The sequence below is a fragment of the Streptomyces caeruleatus genome (assembly GCF_001514235.1).
Taxonomy (GTDB): domain Bacteria; phylum Actinomycetota; class Actinomycetes; order Streptomycetales; family Streptomycetaceae; genus Streptomyces; species Streptomyces caeruleatus.
This window is the reverse complement of the sequence record NZ_KQ948936.1, coordinates 144,346-159,879: the sequence shown is the minus strand read 5'-3', so window position 1 is coordinate 159,879 and position 15,534 is coordinate 144,346. Positions and strand designations below refer to the sequence as shown.

At 72.5% G+C, this 15,534-nt stretch carries 20 protein-coding genes; all 20 read right to left on the bottom strand.

Annotation, left to right across the window (positions count from 1 at the left end):
- Positions 1 to 12: 12 nt before the first annotated feature.
- Positions 13 to 1,329 carry a phage distal tail protein gene (locus tag AQJ67_RS49730; protein WP_062723156.1) on the bottom strand — a complete coding sequence of 439 codons (1,317 nt, stop codon included), beginning with the start codon at positions 1,327 to 1,329 and terminating at the stop codon, positions 13 to 15.
- Positions 1,330 to 1,331: 2 nt separating this feature from the next.
- Positions 1,332 to 3,557, bottom strand: a complete 2,226-nt coding sequence (locus AQJ67_RS47900) for a phage tail protein (RefSeq protein WP_062723155.1) — start codon at positions 3,555 to 3,557, stop codon at positions 1,332 to 1,334.
- 248 nt (positions 3,558 to 3,805) lie between these two features.
- Complete coding sequence (locus tag AQJ67_RS33715) at positions 3,806 to 4,270, bottom strand: hypothetical protein (RefSeq protein WP_063807389.1); 465 nt, start codon at positions 4,268 to 4,270, stop codon at positions 3,806 to 3,808.
- Complete coding sequence (locus AQJ67_RS33710; protein ID WP_062723153.1) at positions 4,267 to 4,722, bottom strand: phage tail tube protein; 456 nt, start codon at positions 4,720 to 4,722, stop codon at positions 4,267 to 4,269. Before AQJ67_RS33710 ends, AQJ67_RS33715 begins: the two co-directional genes overlap by 4 nt.
- A gap of 11 nt (positions 4,723 to 4,733) precedes the next feature.
- Positions 4,734 to 5,162 carry a minor capsid protein gene (locus AQJ67_RS33705; RefSeq protein WP_062723152.1) on the bottom strand — a complete coding sequence of 143 codons (429 nt, stop codon included), beginning with the start codon at positions 5,160 to 5,162 and terminating at the stop codon, positions 4,734 to 4,736.
- A complete protein-coding gene (locus tag AQJ67_RS33700) occupies positions 5,155 to 5,508 on the bottom strand; it encodes a minor capsid protein (RefSeq protein WP_079056311.1) in 354 nt (117 codons plus the stop codon). Before AQJ67_RS33700 ends, AQJ67_RS33705 begins: the two co-directional genes overlap by 8 nt.
- The gene (locus tag AQJ67_RS33695; RefSeq protein ID WP_062723151.1) at positions 5,505 to 5,822 is read right to left on the bottom strand and encodes a hypothetical protein; all 318 of its coding nucleotides are present in this window, start codon (positions 5,820 to 5,822) and stop codon (positions 5,505 to 5,507) included. The genes AQJ67_RS33700 and AQJ67_RS33695 overlap by 4 nt, the downstream gene beginning before the upstream one ends.
- The gene (locus AQJ67_RS33690) at positions 5,819 to 6,208 is read right to left on the bottom strand and encodes a hypothetical protein (protein ID WP_062723150.1); all 390 of its coding nucleotides are present in this window, start codon (positions 6,206 to 6,208) and stop codon (positions 5,819 to 5,821) included. The genes AQJ67_RS33695 and AQJ67_RS33690 overlap by 4 nt, the downstream gene beginning before the upstream one ends.
- Positions 6,209 to 6,211: 3 nt before the next feature.
- Positions 6,212 to 6,352: a hypothetical protein gene (locus AQJ67_RS47895; protein WP_159058877.1), complete on the bottom strand. Its 141-nt coding sequence runs from the start codon at positions 6,350 to 6,352 to the stop codon at positions 6,212 to 6,214.
- A 20-nt stretch (positions 6,353 to 6,372) separates the two neighbouring features.
- Positions 6,373 to 7,230: a phage major capsid protein gene (locus AQJ67_RS33685; RefSeq protein ID WP_062723149.1), complete on the bottom strand. Its 858-nt coding sequence runs from the start codon at positions 7,228 to 7,230 to the stop codon at positions 6,373 to 6,375.
- 65 nt (positions 7,231 to 7,295) lie between these two features.
- Entirely contained in the window at positions 7,296 to 8,003 is a 708-nt protein-coding gene (locus AQJ67_RS33680; protein WP_062723148.1) for a hypothetical protein, read from the bottom strand.
- Positions 8,004 to 8,118: 115 nt separating this feature from the next.
- Positions 8,119 to 8,292 carry an Rmf/CrpP fold protein gene (locus AQJ67_RS50495; protein WP_341846181.1) on the bottom strand — a complete coding sequence of 58 codons (174 nt, stop codon included), beginning with the start codon at positions 8,290 to 8,292 and terminating at the stop codon, positions 8,119 to 8,121.
- Between the two features lie 10 nt (positions 8,293 to 8,302).
- Complete coding sequence (locus AQJ67_RS33675) at positions 8,303 to 10,522, bottom strand: phage minor capsid protein (RefSeq protein ID WP_341846180.1); 2,220 nt, start codon at positions 10,520 to 10,522, stop codon at positions 8,303 to 8,305.
- An 18-nt stretch (positions 10,523 to 10,540) separates the two neighbouring features.
- A complete protein-coding gene (locus AQJ67_RS33670; RefSeq protein ID WP_062723146.1) occupies positions 10,541 to 12,016 on the bottom strand; it encodes a phage portal protein in 1,476 nt (491 codons plus the stop codon).
- Complete coding sequence (locus tag AQJ67_RS33665) at positions 12,003 to 12,182, bottom strand: hypothetical protein (protein ID WP_062723145.1); 180 nt, start codon at positions 12,180 to 12,182, stop codon at positions 12,003 to 12,005. Before AQJ67_RS33665 ends, AQJ67_RS33670 begins: the two co-directional genes overlap by 14 nt.
- Before the next feature lie 11 nt (positions 12,183 to 12,193).
- Positions 12,194 to 13,432, bottom strand: a complete 1,239-nt coding sequence (locus AQJ67_RS33660; protein WP_062723144.1) for a PBSX family phage terminase large subunit — start codon at positions 13,430 to 13,432, stop codon at positions 12,194 to 12,196.
- A 4-nt stretch (positions 13,433 to 13,436) separates the two neighbouring features.
- Positions 13,437 to 13,961, bottom strand: coding sequence for a helix-turn-helix domain-containing protein (locus tag AQJ67_RS33655; protein ID WP_062723143.1), 525 nt, complete (start codon positions 13,959 to 13,961; stop codon positions 13,437 to 13,439).
- A 231-nt stretch (positions 13,962 to 14,192) separates the two neighbouring features.
- Positions 14,193 to 14,486, bottom strand: coding sequence for a hypothetical protein (locus AQJ67_RS33650; RefSeq protein WP_062723142.1), 294 nt, complete (start codon positions 14,484 to 14,486; stop codon positions 14,193 to 14,195).
- An 83-nt stretch (positions 14,487 to 14,569) separates the two neighbouring features.
- Positions 14,570 to 15,097: a hypothetical protein gene (locus AQJ67_RS33645; protein ID WP_062723141.1), complete on the bottom strand. Its 528-nt coding sequence runs from the start codon at positions 15,095 to 15,097 to the stop codon at positions 14,570 to 14,572.
- 57 nt (positions 15,098 to 15,154) lie between these two features.
- Positions 15,155 to 15,499 carry a hypothetical protein gene (locus AQJ67_RS33640; protein WP_159058876.1) on the bottom strand — a complete coding sequence of 115 codons (345 nt, stop codon included), beginning with the start codon at positions 15,497 to 15,499 and terminating at the stop codon, positions 15,155 to 15,157.
- Positions 15,500 to 15,534: the final 35 nt, after the last annotated feature.

The window sequence follows — 15,534 nt, the reverse complement described above, 5'->3', positions numbered from 1 at the left end:
GGGGGTGTCTCCTTACCAGTAGGCCGAGCGGTAGCGCACGGTCGCGTTCGCGGTGGGGTCGGTGCTGCCTGGCGCGGCACGGAAGTGCAGTTGAGACGCCCCCGGCGGGAGCGTGAACGTCTGCTCGGGCACCGATCGGGGGGTCGCGGTGTAGATCCGCGAGGCGGTCGCGTTGAGGGTCACGGTGCCCGCCGCGGTGTCGACGGTGAGCACGTCCTCGGCGGTGAGCGGGAGGTCGTATTCGAGTACGTCGCCTGTGCTCACGTTGGTGAGCGACGGCCGTTCGACCGGCCCCCGGAACTCGATCACGGGATGTGTTGCGGCGTCGCCGACGTTGACGGCCGACAGGGTGCCGGTGCTGCCTGGCGTGCCGAAGTCGAGCGGCCACGACAGGACGCCGGACGGCGAGCCGATCAGCAGTGACGACGTGCTGATCGGGACGGGCGAGGCGAGGGCGGCGGGCAGCAGTACGACCGGCTGCACCCATGCGGCGCCCGTCGGCGCGGTCGCGGTGAACGTGGCCTCGCCGGCGTCGCTGGTCGAGTCGGCGATGTACGCGCCGGTCGTGTCCCACCACCGGAGGATGATCGTCGCGGCCTGTGCGGCGGCGAGTGCCGCCGTGAACGTTGCCGTGGCGCCGACGGACACAGGCCAACCGAAGTCGCCGTGTTCGGACGTCCACACCAGTTCGCCGCCGGCGGACAGGGGGCGAACGCTGACGGTTCCAACGCCGTTGCCGGCGATGACGGGGTCGCCGTCCGACCACCAGCGCCACAGCTCGCCCACGCCTGCGGCCTGGTCGGCGTCGAGGACCTGCTCGGGGTCGGTGTCCCACGTCAGGCCGCTTTCTGGCGCGGGCAGCTTGGCCGTGACGGCCTGCTCGGCGAGGGCGTACCGGCGCGGGTCGGTCGCCACGAACTCGATCGCGCCGCCCGTGATCGTGCCGAGGCGGTACCCGAGGGTCGCCGGTACCGCGCGGCGGGTCGCCCGCGCGTACGCGAGCAGGGGCCCGCGGTCGTCGAGCCACGCGACGAGGGGTACCTCGTCCTCGACCGGCACCGTGCCGCGGTTGAGGGCGGCGACGACCGCGCCGACGGACGCCCGCGGGGCCCGGATGACCAGCCCGTCGAGGCCGATCGTCCGGGCCTGTGCGAGCAGGCCGCCGGGGAACGCGCCGTGTGCGTCGCTGCGGGGCACCGTTCCGGAGTCGAGGGCGGGAAGTTCCTCCCACCCTGTGATGCCACGCCACCGGTACGGGGTGCCCGCGCCGAGCAGCAGCTCGCCGTACTGCACCTGTCCCGGACGGGTGATCAGGGAACCGGGCGCCATGGTCACCCCCTTGCCTTGGCCAGCCACGCGAGCGCGCGGGCGTTGTCGTCGGGGGTGCCGTTCTCGGCGGCGTGCCAGTGCTCGACGTGCACCAGGGCGCCGCCGGTCGAGGCGGCGGCGAAGGGTGAGCCGTACGCGCCCGCGCCCGCGAGGGCGGGCGAGAGGGACGGGACGGCGGGCGGGGTTACCAGGCTGGACATTGCGCGGTCCACGGCCCCGGCGCCGCCCTGAATGCCCTTGACCAGGCCGGCGGGAATCCAGCGGCCCACGTCGCGCGCCATGACCTTGGACGGCGACGCGATGCCGAGGGCGTCGGCGATCGGGCCGGGAATCATGTTCTTCGCGAAGCTGATCAACTGCGACTTGAGCCAACCGCCCATGCTCTTAACGCCGTTGAGTAGGCCGCGAACGATGTCCTTGCCCTTGTCGACCAGCAGGGAGCCGAGGTTCCCGATCGCCGAGGAGATCCGGCCGGGCAGTCCTCGGGCCCACGCGATAGCCTCGCCCGCCTTTGCGACGATCGAGTCTTTGAAGCTGCGCAGGGCGGATACCGCGCGGTCGCGCAGTTGCCCGGCGAGCGGGGCGAGGGCGTTGTACGCGCGGCCGGGCAGTCCCTTGATCCAGTCGACGGCGGCGGATATGCCCTTGCCGACCCACTCGCCGAGTCTGGTCGCGGCCTCGCCGATCAGCTTCGCGGCGTTCGATACGGCCGTCTTGGCCAACTGCCACGCCTTGCCGAAGTCGCCTTGCAGCAGCGCGACGATGGCGCCGATGATCGGTACGACCACCTGCTCGATCACGGCGGCGAGGCCGTTCGCGAGGATGGACGCGAGCTGTCCCACCAGGCCGATCAGCGGCTCGATGATCGGCATAAGCGCCGTGAGGGCGCCGATCAGCAGCTCGCCGATGGCGGGCAGTAGCGGGGCGAGGGCGACGAGGATTTGCCCGAACGCCTCGCCGACCGTGGCGAGGGCCGGCGACAGGGCGACGATCAGCCGGGCGAGGATCGGCAGGACCGTTTCCGCAAGATCCCCGAGGACTGCGGCGAACGGAGCGACCAGGCCCGGCAGCTGCGCGATGATCGGCCGAAGCGCGCCCGCGAGCGCGTCGACCAGCAGCAGGACGACCGGCGCCGCCTGGGCGATGACGTCGCCGAGGGCCGTCAGCAGCGGCGTGACGGCGGGCAGCAGCGACGCGACCAGCTCGCCGATGACGGGCAGGATCGGCGACAGTGCGTCGATCAGGACGCCGAATGCGTCCGCCGCGGCGGCGAGCACCGGGCCGAGCGCATCGACGATCGGCTGTAGTCCGTCGCCCAGTGCCTTGACCAGCCGCGCGAGCGGCGGGCCGAGGGAGGCGAGGGCGGGGCCGAGGGCGTCCGCGAGGGACGACACCAAGGGGCCGAGGGCGCCCGCGAGGGCGGACAGGACCGGCCCGCCCGCCTCGGCGAGGGAACCGATCAGGCCGCCGAGCGCGGGCAGGATCTCGCCGACCGCGCCGAGCAGGCCGCCGAGTCCTTCGGCCGCGCCCCCGGCGCCTGTGGCGACGCCCTCGAAGAACCCGCCGATGCCGTCGCCGACCGCGCCGAGGCCAGTCGACAGTGCGTCGATGACCGGCCCGGCGGCCTCAACAGCGGCGACCAGGCCGGGCATTGCGCCCTTGGCGAGGGCGCCGATGCCGTCGACCAGCGGCTCGACCAGCGGGGCGACGCCCTCGAACAGGGCGCCGATCTGCGGGGCGAGGTCGTCGAAGATGCCGCCCAGCTGGTCAGCCGCGTTGACGAACGGCTCGACCAGCGGGGCGGCGAGTTCCTGCATTCGCCCCTTGACGTGCTCGCCAAGGTCGGTAAACGCGCCCTTGACCTGCTCGTTCTCGGCGAGGACTTTCGCGCCGAGGCCGATCACGGCCAGTGGGACGGCGGCGAGGGCGCCCGCCGCGACGACCGCGCCGCCGGCGAGCAGCTTCGTACTGGTCGCCGCCGCGCCGATCAGCGGGCCGATACCGGCCAGGCCGCGCCCGGCTTCCTCGGCGCCCCCGCCGATACCGTCGCCGAGGGCGCCGCCCATCTCCGCGCCGGCCGCGACGAACCGGCCGCGCATGTCGCGCAACCGGCCGTCCGTGTCGCGCTGGAGACCGGCGAGAGCGGCCTCGGTGCGGTCGACTCCGGCCTGTGCCCCAGAGTCGTCGAGGTCGATAAAACCGGTCAGCTCGCCGATGGTGAGGGACAAGGAGCACCCCCCATCGGCGCGCGCCGCGCGCTATTCAGTTGTGGTTGTTGATCACCGCCCCGTGAGTCGGGCGATCTCGTCGGGGTCCGTCACCATGCGGGGCGTGTTCCGCCACGCGTGCGCGAACCGGGATTCGGAGGGGAGGCCGGACAGACGGACCAGGAACGCGCGCGTGGACAGGCGCGCGATGTCCTCGGCCGACAGGCTGTACGTCTGGGCGAGGTCGGACTCGACCGCGCCCCAGTTGGCTACGACCGCTTGCCAGAACTCCGCGGCTTGCCCTTGCCCTTGGGGCGGGGCTTGCCCTGGGCCCGCCGCGCCGCCGCTTTTCCCTTGGCGGCCTCGCGCTCGTCGTACAGCTGCGCGGCGCGTTCCATGGACACGGCGCCCGGCTCGGCGACGTTGGCGGTCGACCACAGAAGGACGATGCCGAGGTGACGGTCGGACATGCCCGCCTCGGTCCAGTGGTCGACGGCGTCGGGGCCGAACAGGGAGCCGAGCAGGCGCCGGATGTCGTCGGGGCGGGCGGAGTGCTGCACGCGGTGCAGCTGGAGAGTGAACAGGGCGGGCAGGGTCGGCGGGAGGGTGTACGTGCGGCCGTACAGCTTGAGCGGTACGCCCTTGCGTTCCGGCTCGGCCTGCTCGGCGAAAAACGCGTCGAAGTCGGCGACCACGACCTCGCCCTCGGCCTGCTCGATCAGGGGCTCGGTCACGGCGTCGTCACCACCGCGGCGGTAGTCGGGGCGCCGCACCGGGTGAACGTCGCACCCCATGAGGTCTTGGCGTTGGTCTCGCCGCCGGTCTCGCCGGGCGTGACCGTGCATTCCCACACGGTCCATTCGGTCTGCGAGGTGTGCCGGTACCGCATGGTCCCGCGCGACTCCTCGCCGAACTTGTACGCCCACGTCTTGTCGATGTAGTCCTGTCCGCGGTCGCGGGTGCCGGACGTCGCCGCGTACAGGCCGCTGACCTCGATCGTCGCGCCGCGCTGCATCACGTCCTGTTCGTAATAGCCGTCACTGTCGAAGGTGGTCGTGTCGGCGGTCTCTTCGTTCTCGCCCGGGTTGTGGGTCCAGCTGGTGAGGTTGCCGATCCGCACGAACGTGCCTGCGGTGTCGGTCTCGACCTCGAATTCCCAGCCGCGGGCGTCGATGGGGCGTCCCACGTAGGGGCCTCCTATTCGGTGCGGTGGTCGGTGGGGGCCGACACGTCGAGGTCGAAGTTCACGACGTGTTCGTGTCGGCCGGTGGAATCGAGCCCCATCGGGGCCGGGGTGCCGCGCGCGGCGGCGAGGACAAGCCACGTCCCGTCGGGCAACTCGACGCCGGCGAGGCCGTGAAGTGCGCTGTAGATCGCCCACGCGCGGCGGCGGGAGACGCGCGGGTCGGGCCCGCCGCGTACGCGCACCTGTAGGCGCGGGGTGTCGTAGGCGTTGCGGGTGTCGGGCGCCTCGCCGTCGTACAGCCACAGGGCGACCGCGGCATCGGGCGCGGGCGGCATGACCTCGACGAACAGATCGCCGGTTGTGCCGGTCGGGTCGTAGGTGGCCAGGCCGCGCGTGGCGAGCAGGCGGGCGACGCCGTCGAGCGGGTCGAGGTCAGCCACGGAGTGACCTCCGCAGCTGCGCCGCGATGATCTCGGCGACCCTGCCCGCTTCCTGCGTGAGGGGGCGTTCGAGGTACTTCGCCGAGCGACCGGCGTCGTGCCGGTAGTTCATCTCTTCGTGCTGCCTGATCGCGTACGGGGTGTCGTACGCCACGGCGGCCGTGAGCGACGACTCGTCGACCGTGGCCACGCCCGACCGTTCGAGGGTGGCCTCTTCAATCGGCACGATCTTGCGTGACTCGGCGAGGACGTGCTCGGCGGCGATGCGCAGACCTCGCACGGCGCCCGCGCGGGTGCCGCGCATGGCGGCGGCCCCGTTCCATCGGAGCCGGGTCCGTTGGGTCACTCGGCGCTCACCTCCGTGGACTGCGGCACCGGGAGCCCCGGCGCGGTGTGCTGAGCGACGCTGATCGCTCGGGTGGTCCGGCCGTCGGGGAGGGTGATCCGCGACTCGGCCGGGCAGTTGAGGCCGGGCTCGGCGATGATCTGCGCGGTGCTGGTGACCTCGCGGCCCTCGCGGTCGCGCACGGTCCGGATCGTCTCGGCGACCAGGGCGGGCACGTCCTCGACGGGCGGGCCGTACTGCGGGCCGTACGCGCTGTCGCCGAGGTACGGCTCGACCTTGATCCGGTGCCGCAGCAGCCATCGGGGGACGTTCACCAGATCACCCCCGGCAGCAGTCCGGCCCGCTTGAGCGCGCGGTGGGCGCGGGGGGCGAGGTCGACGTCGGCGGCGGCCTGTGGGGAGTCGCGGCGGTCGCCGAGCGACACGGGGCCGATGGACACGCTTCCCCACCGGCCCGCCGCGCCCGTGCCGTCGTCGCCCGTGGCGAGCTGGTACTCGACCTGCGCGCACGTGGCGTCGGCGAGGGCCTGCACGATCGCCGGGTCGGTCGGCATTCCGGCGGCGTCGGTGGGATAGCAGGCGGTGAGTAGGGCGTCGTCGATGTCCTCGGACGCCCGGGCGAGCAGGCGCTCGGCGTCGGTCGGGGCCGGCTGCCCGGTCCACGCCGTCAGTTGCTCGGGGGTGGCGTAGATCCGGGCCACCGGTCACCCCTCCTTCGCGCTCTTGCCAGAACGCGAACGCCCCGCGGGCTTCGGGGCCTGCGGGGCGTCGGTGGTGACCTCCTGCTCGTCCGACTCGGTGTCGGACTCGTCGGGGTCACGGGGGTGGTAGCGGCGCAGCAGCACGGCGGCGCCCTCCTTCCTGATCAGGTGGTGGCGAGGGTGCCGACGGCGACGCCGCGATCGTCGAGCCGCTTCACGGCGTAGTGAAGGGTCGTGGTCACGACGGTGGAGCGGGCGAGGATGTCGCGGTCGGACTCGACCAGCGGGCGCCGCTTGTAGAGCAGGCCGAGGGAACCCGTCTTGAGGAGCAGGAACTTTCCGGCCGTGACACGGTTCGTCACGAACACGGACACGCCGCCGATACGGCCGATGCTGCCGGTCACGGCGGCGGACTCGCCCGAACCCAGCTTGGACGCGTCGACGAACTGCGGGTCGGCCATGGCCTCGCCTAGCTGCACGCTGTTGATGTAGAGACCGGCGAAGTCGTCCGGCTCCCACTCGTCGCCGAACTGCCCGATGGCGGGCACCATGGCGTCAAGCCATGTGAACTTGGTCTTACCGGCGGCGGTGCTGAACCGGAACGGGTTGCCCCCGCCCTGCGCGGTCTCGTCCTTCTGCGCCTGGGCGATCAGGTCGGCGTCGACCTTGCGGGCGGCGAGGACGCCGAACTGACGGCGGGCCTCGGCCTCGGGGTCGCCGAGGGAGACAAGGCGCGCCTTGTCGGTGATCTCGACGGCCTTGCCCACTTCCTTGATCGTCGCCGTGGCGTCGTCGGTCGACATCGCGGTGGGCGTCATGGGAGTGGACTCGGACAGTTCGTCAAGCTCGCCGAGGGCGCCCCACTTCGGGAAGTGGATCGTGTCGCCGGGCGCACCTTCGAGGGTGCTGTCGTCGATGACGGCCGAGGAACCGGCGACGCGCACCTTTCCGAGGAACTGGGCCTGTGCCATGTCGCCCCATACCTCGGGGACGATCATCGCGGCGGCGGTGGTCTGCGGCATTGCTGCTGCTCACTTTCTCCGGCGCGGTCGCCGGGCGTGGGGGCCCGGCGCGGTGCCGGGCGCGGTCAGGAACCGGCGAGGCGCCGGTACGTGTCGGGGTCGGACTGGTGCAGCTCGACGCGCTCGGCGTAGGACATGCGGGCGAACTGCTCGGGCGTGACCTCGCCGGCTCCGGTGCTGGTGAAGTCGGCGCCCCCGCGGGCGGGCCCGGTCGGCGTGACGGCGAGCCACGGCTGTGCGGTCAGGGTGTTGGTGATCGCCTGCTGAATCGCGGCGGTGTCGGCGGGGTCGACGCTCGCGACGGCGGCGGCGAACGACTGGGAGTCGAGCAGGCGGGCGACGTCGGCCCCGGCGGCGGGCGCGGCCTGGATGATCGCGGCCTGTACGGCGGCGCGGCGGGCGGCCGTCTGTCCGTCCGTGATGGCGCGCTGGGCCCACTGCGGGAGTCGGGTTACGTCGCCCTCGGGGGCGTCGGCCGGTGCCTGCGGCGCGGTCGGCGGGGCGGGCTGCTGTCCCTGCTCGACGGACTGCGCGCGGGTGCGGTAGTTGGCGGCCTCGGCGCGGGTGTCCGTGATGAGCTTCTGGGCCCATGCGGGCAGGCTCGCGACGTCCTGCGGTTCGCCGCCCTCGGGCGCGGTCGGCGCGGTCGGCGCGGTCGGCGCGGCGGCCGGTGCCGCGGGCGTCGGCGGCGCGGTCGGCGCGGCGGGGGCCGGTGCCTGCGGCGCGGCCGGTGCGGCGGGCGCGGTCGGGGCGGACGGGGTCGGGGTGGACATAGGGCCCTCCTGGAGCCGTAGTCAGGGCGGCGCGCGCCTGGCGCTCCGCGTGTCAGGGCATGCAAAAGGGGGCCCGCGCCTGGCGGGCCCCCTCGGGGCGGTGCTCTCGGTGGTGCTAGCTGGTCGTCTCCGGTTGGGACGACACGGGGCGGGTCTCGGCATAGCCGCGAATCCATGCGGTACGCAGCGTTGACGTGCTCGGGTACGGGCAGGCGGTCGGCGGCTCGCCGTTCCGTCCGGCCTCGCGGCCGGCTTCAACTGCCCTGACGATGTCCTCGCGCGTGCCCACGCTGCGCCCCCTACCGCTTGGCCTGCTGGTCCGATTCGTTCTTGCGGGCGCCGTCGGCCCATCGCTGGGGCTTGCCGACTACCTGCTCGATGAACTCGGCCTGTGTGAGTCGGCCGTGTTCCTTCCACCACTCTTTGAGTTCGTCGGACGCGCGCGCGTACGCGATGCGCGCGGGCCCGCTGAACAAGGAAACCGGGTTGATCCCGGAGGCGCGAGATTTCTTGTTCAGCAGGTAGCCGTTTGTATCGTTCTCGGCCTGTATGTACTGCCGATACACGTACTCGTCGTACAGGGCGCGGGCCTCGCGGCGAGTGATCGTGTGCCGCTCGTCCCTCTCGCCTCCGTCCTCGTCCTGGGCGGCGGCGAGGGCGGCGGCCTCGGCGGCGAACGTCTCGTCGTCGGCGAGGCGCCCCCACTCCTCCGGGTCCGGCGCGGGTGCCATGGCCTCGGCGAGGGCGTCGCGGTCAGCGAGCAGGTCGGCGACGGCGTCGCCCGTGCCCGCCGGCTGCGGCATGTCGACGGCGTCGCGCCGGTCCATCTCGGCGGCGATCCTGAGCAGTTCCTCGCTGGTGGCGTACTGCATGCACCATGCGAGTTCGTCGTCGCCCACGCCGGACAGGTCGCCGAGCAGCTGCCCGCCGGGGAACAGGCGGGCGAGCAGGTCGCGGCGACCGGCCTCGGCGGCGACCAGGGCGAGCGTGTCCGGGTCGGCGTCGCGGGCGCGCGCGGCGAGGTCGTGGTCGGACAGGCCGACCAGGTCCGGGGACACGCCCGGTAGGCGGGTGGCGAGGTCGCGCCGGTCCATCTCCGCCATGACGCGCAGTGCGTCGCCGTCGTCGAGGTGGCCGAACACGCGGGCGAGTTCGGTGTCGCTGAACCCGGTCAGGTCGTCGGCGAGGGTGCCGCCCGGCCGGATGCGGCCGAGCAGGTCGTCGAGGTCGCGGCGGTCGGCCTCGGCCTCGATCCTCGCGCGGGCGCGGCCGTCGAGCAGGCGGGAACCTTCGGCGGCGGCGAGCTGGTCGTCGCTCATCTCCCGTACGGTCTGCGCGTCTCCCGACCACACACGTGCGGCCTCGACCTGCTCGGGCGTCGCCTCGGTCCGCTTCTCGGGGAGGTTCGACGCGCCCGGCTGTTCGCGGTGCCGCAACCGGCGTAGGTCGGGGTGTGCGGCGAGGTGCGACCGCATGGCGCTTTGCCACTGCCTGACCTTGAGCCGTGCGGCGCGCTGCGCCTCGGGCGTGACGGCGGCGGCCTCGCGGAGCCGGTACTTCCTGATGTTCCGCTCGATCGCCCGCTGTCGCTGTCCGGCCTCGTACCCGTCGGGGTCGCTGGTGGCCTGCTCAGGCACTGTCAGACCTGGGGTGTAGGCGCTGACGGAGTGGCGGCAGTTGGGATGTTGCAGCCCGGCGAGGCGGGCCTCGTCGAGGGTTCCGGCGACCCGTACCGGGATCATGCGGCCATCGTCGAGGGCGTGCTCGACCTCGACCGTGCGCTCGCCGGTCGGGCCGTCGATGGCCAGTACGCGGCCCTCCCACGGGCGGCACAGCGGGCACTCGCGCGGGGCGTCGGACACGATCACCAGGTCGATACCGGCGTCGGACAGGGTCCGCATGTGCGCCTCGGTCGCGGCGCGGGCCACGCTGGTGCGCACGGCCATTTCCGCGTAAGAGGTGAGCTGCCATCGGCGCCCGGCGCGGTCGGTGAACGCGCGTATGCCCTCGTCGGCGAACCGGCGCATGGCGTCTTGGGTGGCCTGTCGGCGGGTGCCGGTGCCGAGTAGGGGCGTGGCGGTGACCTCGGCGACGATCGCCCGGAACCGGTCGACGACGGCCCGCAGAATCGAGCGGTGCGTCGAGGTGACCACGTCGACCGTTTCCTGTGCGAGCCGGTCGACGGCCTGTGCGTTCGGGGTGACGTCGTCGACCAGGGCGCGGGCGTCGTCGGACAGGGCGCCCAACTCGGCGACGGCGGCGCGGTGTCCCTCGTTGTACGCCGAGGCGACCGCGTCGAACACTTCGAGCGTCACGGCCTTGCCGAGTTCGTCGACAACGGCCTGTGAGGCGCGGCGTAGCTGCTGGACGGCGGCGAGCTTGCGCTCGGCCCACCCTGGGGCGTCGAGGCCGGCGGCGAGCTGCCGGGCGATGATGCCCAACAGGCGCGCCTCGGCCTCGGCGTACAGGTCGCGCGTGCGGTCGGCGAGGGGTTCGACCATGCCCGGGTGAATGGGCACCGGCTCACCCCCCGTCGGTCACGCCGCCATGGGGAAGTTCCCGACGGGGTCCGGCGCGGCTGCTCCGGTCTCGGCGAGGATCGCCGTTACCTCGGCCTGTACCGCCGTGTCGTCCCACTCGGGGTGAAGGATCTTGACCTTCGTCGCGGTCGACACGGCCCCGGCGCGGTTGAGCAGGTCGAGCGTGCTCGCCGTCGTCTGCTCGGACTCCGCGACGCCGTCGCCGAACTCCACCCGCGGGCGCGTGGGCGTGATCCTGCTGCCGAACTGTGCGGCGTCGATTTGCAGCATGACGTGCAGCATGTCGGCGAGGGGGTGGCGGGCGTACCCGGCTTTCTTCTTCCGGGTGACCATGCTCCGCTGGTCCTTGCTGTCGACCTCGGTCGCGGTGATCGCTGCTCCGTCGCCGTCGAGGCCGAAAGACTGCGGGCTGTACCCGGCGGCCTGTGCTGCCTGGTGCGTGAGCGCTTCGGCGGTGGCGCGGTGCTCCTCGACCCTGATTTCGAACTGGTTCAGCGTGATCCCGCTGCCCTCGTTCGGCGGCATCTTGAGGGAGTGCCAGACCTCGCGGTCGTCGTCGAACGACGCGCCCTGTCCGGCCCCGTGGTCGCGTAGGTAACCGTCGGGGACGATCAGCCTCGCGCGGGCGAGCCGTATGTCGCGCATCCACGATGTCCACGTGGTGTCGAGGGCGTCGAACAGGTCGTGTACGCCCGCGTAGTCGCTGCGCCCGATCGGGCTCCCTCGGTGCAGCCGGTTGGGCAGCATGTTGGGGAGGTACGCGGCCGTGAGGTCGCGGATGCCGGTCGCGATGCTGACGCCGTCCTCGCCGAGGGAGCCGACCAGGTCGGCCGTCTCGGGGTGCTCGGCGAGCGGGACGGCGCGGCCGATGTTGTCGCGCGTGCCCTGGTACAGGGCGTGCACGATGCGGCCGGACTCGTGCCGCTCGACGTGGCGCCATACGGTCGCCTCGGTCGAGCCGGGCAGTTCACGGAAGAACGACACGGCGCGCAGCATGCCGAAGCGAAACTCGGGGATCGCTCCGTCGGGCTGGCACACGGTCAACAGGGGCCGGTCGACAAGGTCGCGGTCCCACGTCACACGGAGGAACACGCCGGACAGGGCGGCGGCCTGCTCGGCGCCGCCGAGCAACGTCTGTTGTACGCGCCCCTCGTCGAGCAGCTGCTCAAGCCGGTCTTGCGTCGCCTTGTCGTCGACCTTGATCGTCGGCATGTCGGCGAACAGCAGGTCGGCCGAGGTCGACGCGATGTCGCCGGCGAGGGGCACGTGTAGGCGGTGCTCGGGCCGTCCGGGGCGCTGCTCGATGCGACGCCCCCACAGCCGGCGGCGTTCCGTCGGGCGCGGGTGGCTGCCGTAGACGCGCGCGAGGCGACGCCGGTCGCCGCTGTACCACGCGTCGTCGAGGCGCATCTCGGCGAAGTACGGGGCCCACGCCGGGGGCGGCCACGCTGCGCCGTTCTCAGGGAGTGTCATCGTCGCCCCCTTCCTGTGCGGTGGCCTCGCACGCGTCGGCGGCGCGGCGGAACAGGTCGGCGAGGGCGGGGCGCAGCTGCTCGCCGGGGGCGAGGGTGAGCGTGCCTACCTCGACGGTGTGCTCGCCGACGGTCAGGTGTACGGGCAGGGTGAACGTTGCGGCCACGGGGTGGCTCCTTACGCGGCGAGGGTGAGCAGGTGCCGCCATTCGTGGGCGGTCGAGTGGATCACGTAGCGCAACGCGTCGGCGCTGTGGTCGTCCACCTTCAACGGGGCGTCCTCGCCGCGTTCGGTGGCCTTGGGGTCCCAGCTGTAGCCGGGCAGTTCGTCGAGCAGTCCCTCGGCCGATTCGTGTACGAGCAGGCGACCGGCGGCGAGCAGGCTCGACACGGATCGGATGCCGTCGGCGACCTCGTTTGAGGCGCGGGCGAGGCCGGGGTGTCCGTCCTGCCACAGCTGCGTTGAGAACGACGCCGCCGAGGGGTCGACGAACGTCCACTCGGGGACCACGTCGAGGGCGGCGAGCCACTTCCGCAGTGCGGCGCTGTACTGCGCGTCGGTCATGCTGCGGTGTGTGGCGCGGGAGTCGTGGCGCCACTCGCCGACGACGTACAGCCGGTCGTCGACTCCCTCGCCGAGCAGGATCGCGGAAAAGGGGTTCGTCGTGCCGTAGTCGACGCCCAGGAGGTGACGGCGCATGGTGGGCAGTTCGCTGACGACGTGCCGGGACTCGTCCCACATGTCGTAGATGGCCCCCTCGGCGACGCACCACGCGCCGTCGATCATGCGTTTACGCCACAGGCCGACGTACTCGGCGGAGAGGTCGGCGACGTACTCGGGCGACAACGACGGGTTGTCGCGCAGCTTGAAGTGCCACGCCCGGAGGTTGAGTTCGTGGGCGCGGTCTATGTACCCGGTCTTGAGCCAGTGCCGGGGCGAGTCGGGGTTCGTGGTCGCGTACAGCCGGGCGCCGGGAACGGACAGGCGGGCGAGTAGCTGAGTCCAGAACCCTTCCGGGAGTAGCGTCGCCTCGTCCACGTACGCGAGCTGCGCGGTAAGGCCACGTAGCCGGCCCTCGGCGCGGGCGTCGGCGGCGCCGATCAGGTGGATTGTGCGGCCGAGGATCGTCGCGGTGGTCGCCCCGCGGGTGTGCACGACATGCCGGGCGAGGGGACCGAACAGGGCGCGGTCTTGCAGGGGTTCGAGTACGTTCCGCTCGATCGTTTGCAGCGACCGGCCACAGACGATGATCAGGCCGGACGGGCCCGCGGTGGCAACGGCGATGACGAACGCGAGCAGGCTCGCGATGGTCTTCCCGCTTCGGACGCTGCCGTGCCACAGGTTGATTCGTGCCGTGGCCTGGCCGATGCTGCGCAGCTGCTTACGGGACAGGGGCAGACGGTCGAGGTCGAGCACCGGCTCACCCCCCGTCGGCGCCCCCGTCGGCGTCGTCGTCGCCGGCTGCGCGCGTCAGTGCGTCGCCGAGGGCGCCAAGCATGCTCTTGACCTGCTCGGCTCCCTCGCCGCCCTCAACCGGGGCGAGCTTGAGGGACTGAGCGACGGCCGTCGCGGTGGCGCTCATGATCTGGCGTTGGTCGGCGAACCGTGGCCGGTCGAGGTCGACCTGTTGCCACGTGCCCTCTTTGCCTGCGAACTCGCCGTACGTGGTGGGGGCCCACAGCTGGGCGCGCAGCTGCTCGGCGTCGCCTTGCAGCGCGAGGGCGAGGGCGGCGCGGCGGGCGGCGAGGTCGGCGCGGCGTACTTCGGTGGCGACGGCGACCTCGGCGGCGCGGTCGAACGTGAGGGGCGGCTCGAACGATCCGGCGATCTTCGACACGGTCGACGGCGACCGGCGGATCGCTCGGGCGATCTGGTTCCTGCTCTTGCCCTGGGCGTGCAGCTCGCGTACCTGCTCGCGGTCGCGGTCGTCGATGGGTCGTCCCACGGGCGGTCACCTCCCGCGAGCATGCGAACGCCCCGCCGCTTACGGGGGGAGCGGCGGGGCGTTCGGGGTAGGGCGTCCGTGTGCGGGCACGCCGAAGACGGGCCCCACTTTAGGTCACGGAACGATAACGGCGCAAGCGGCTTGTATGACGCCCGCGCGCGGGCGCATGACGCCCTCGCGTCCGGACGCGCGCACGCGCCCCGCCGTGTCGTACAGCGGGGCGCGCGGCTGTCATACGTCCTGGTCAGGCTGTCGGACGGGCCGGTGCGGCTTGACGTTCGCCGTCACGATCTCGGGCGCGACGCCCGTCGGGACGATCCCGCGCTTCCATGCTCCGTCGTACACGTTGGCGAGGATGAGCAACGCCTGTCGGACGGCGGCGGACGCGTCGCAACCGGTCTGCATGATGACGCGTAAGTCGTCCCACATCCCTTCGTCGAGGATGCGCACGGACAGGGACCGGCCGACCTCGGGCGGGAGGTTCGGAACCTTGGCCGGCTGCTGGGTAGGGTTGGCGGTAGCCATCGGTAGGGGTCGCTCCGATCTGGTGGTCAGGGCCCGCCCATACGGTTTGTGAGGAACCGGGCGGGCCCGCTGTGTGTGCGGGCCTACTGCTCGTCGGTGGTGGGCGGGCTGACTCCGTCGGGGTCGGCGGCCCGCTGCTCGCGCAGAATCGCGTACACCCGGGACTCGGTAAGGCCGACCTCTTCGGCGATCTGCGGAACTTCCTTACCGCGGTTGGTCTCGGCCATGACGACCAACGGCGTCGCCGCCTTGGCGGCCTCCCCTGCCAGGCGCAGCGCGCGCACGTCGTCGAGGGTGAGTTCGTCGGCGAGCTGGGCGAGGTAGCCGGTCCGCTGCTCGCGCTGGGCGTAGTGCTCGGCGATCTCGTAGACGTATTCGAGGGGGTCGGCGTCGGTCGGGTTCGGGTCGCCCGCGAGGGCGCGCTCGGCGACGACCTCCCGTTCGTGCTCCGTGATCAGGGCGAACAGCTGGTCGCGGAACTTCTCGGTTGCTGGCCGGTCGCTCGCCGTCCGGGTGCGCCGTACGCGTCGGCTGATCTCGACCGACGAAAGCGGCCGGGCTTCCGGCTCGCCCTCGTCGGGGCCGGGCTGCTGGTGGTCGCTGGTGCTCATGTGGTGGTGCTCCTGTCGGTGGTCGGGCCCGCCCTCGGGCGAGGGCGGGCGAGGCGGTCAGGCGGCGAACAGGGCGACCTGTTCGGGCGCGTGCGGTACGCCGTCGAGGGTGAGCTGTTCGGGGCGGCGCGGTCGCCACGGCGAGGGCGTCCTCAGCATGCCGGCGGGCTCGACGGCCTCGACCTCGGCCTCGGTCCGCCACTGGGCGGCGACGGCCTCGGCCTCGGCGCGGTCGCGGGCCTCGGCCCGTACGCACCGCTTGCACAGGTGCCACCCGCGCACGGCGGCGAAGATCCAGTTACGCCCGCCCGCGAGGCGCCCGCAGTACAGCTCTTGGGTTCCGGGGCGGCGGTAGTGACCGGTCGTCTTGCGGGCGGCGCCGCGCATTGCGTAGGTCTCCACAGGGGTTCGCTCCTCGGCGGGGCCCGCCCTCGGCG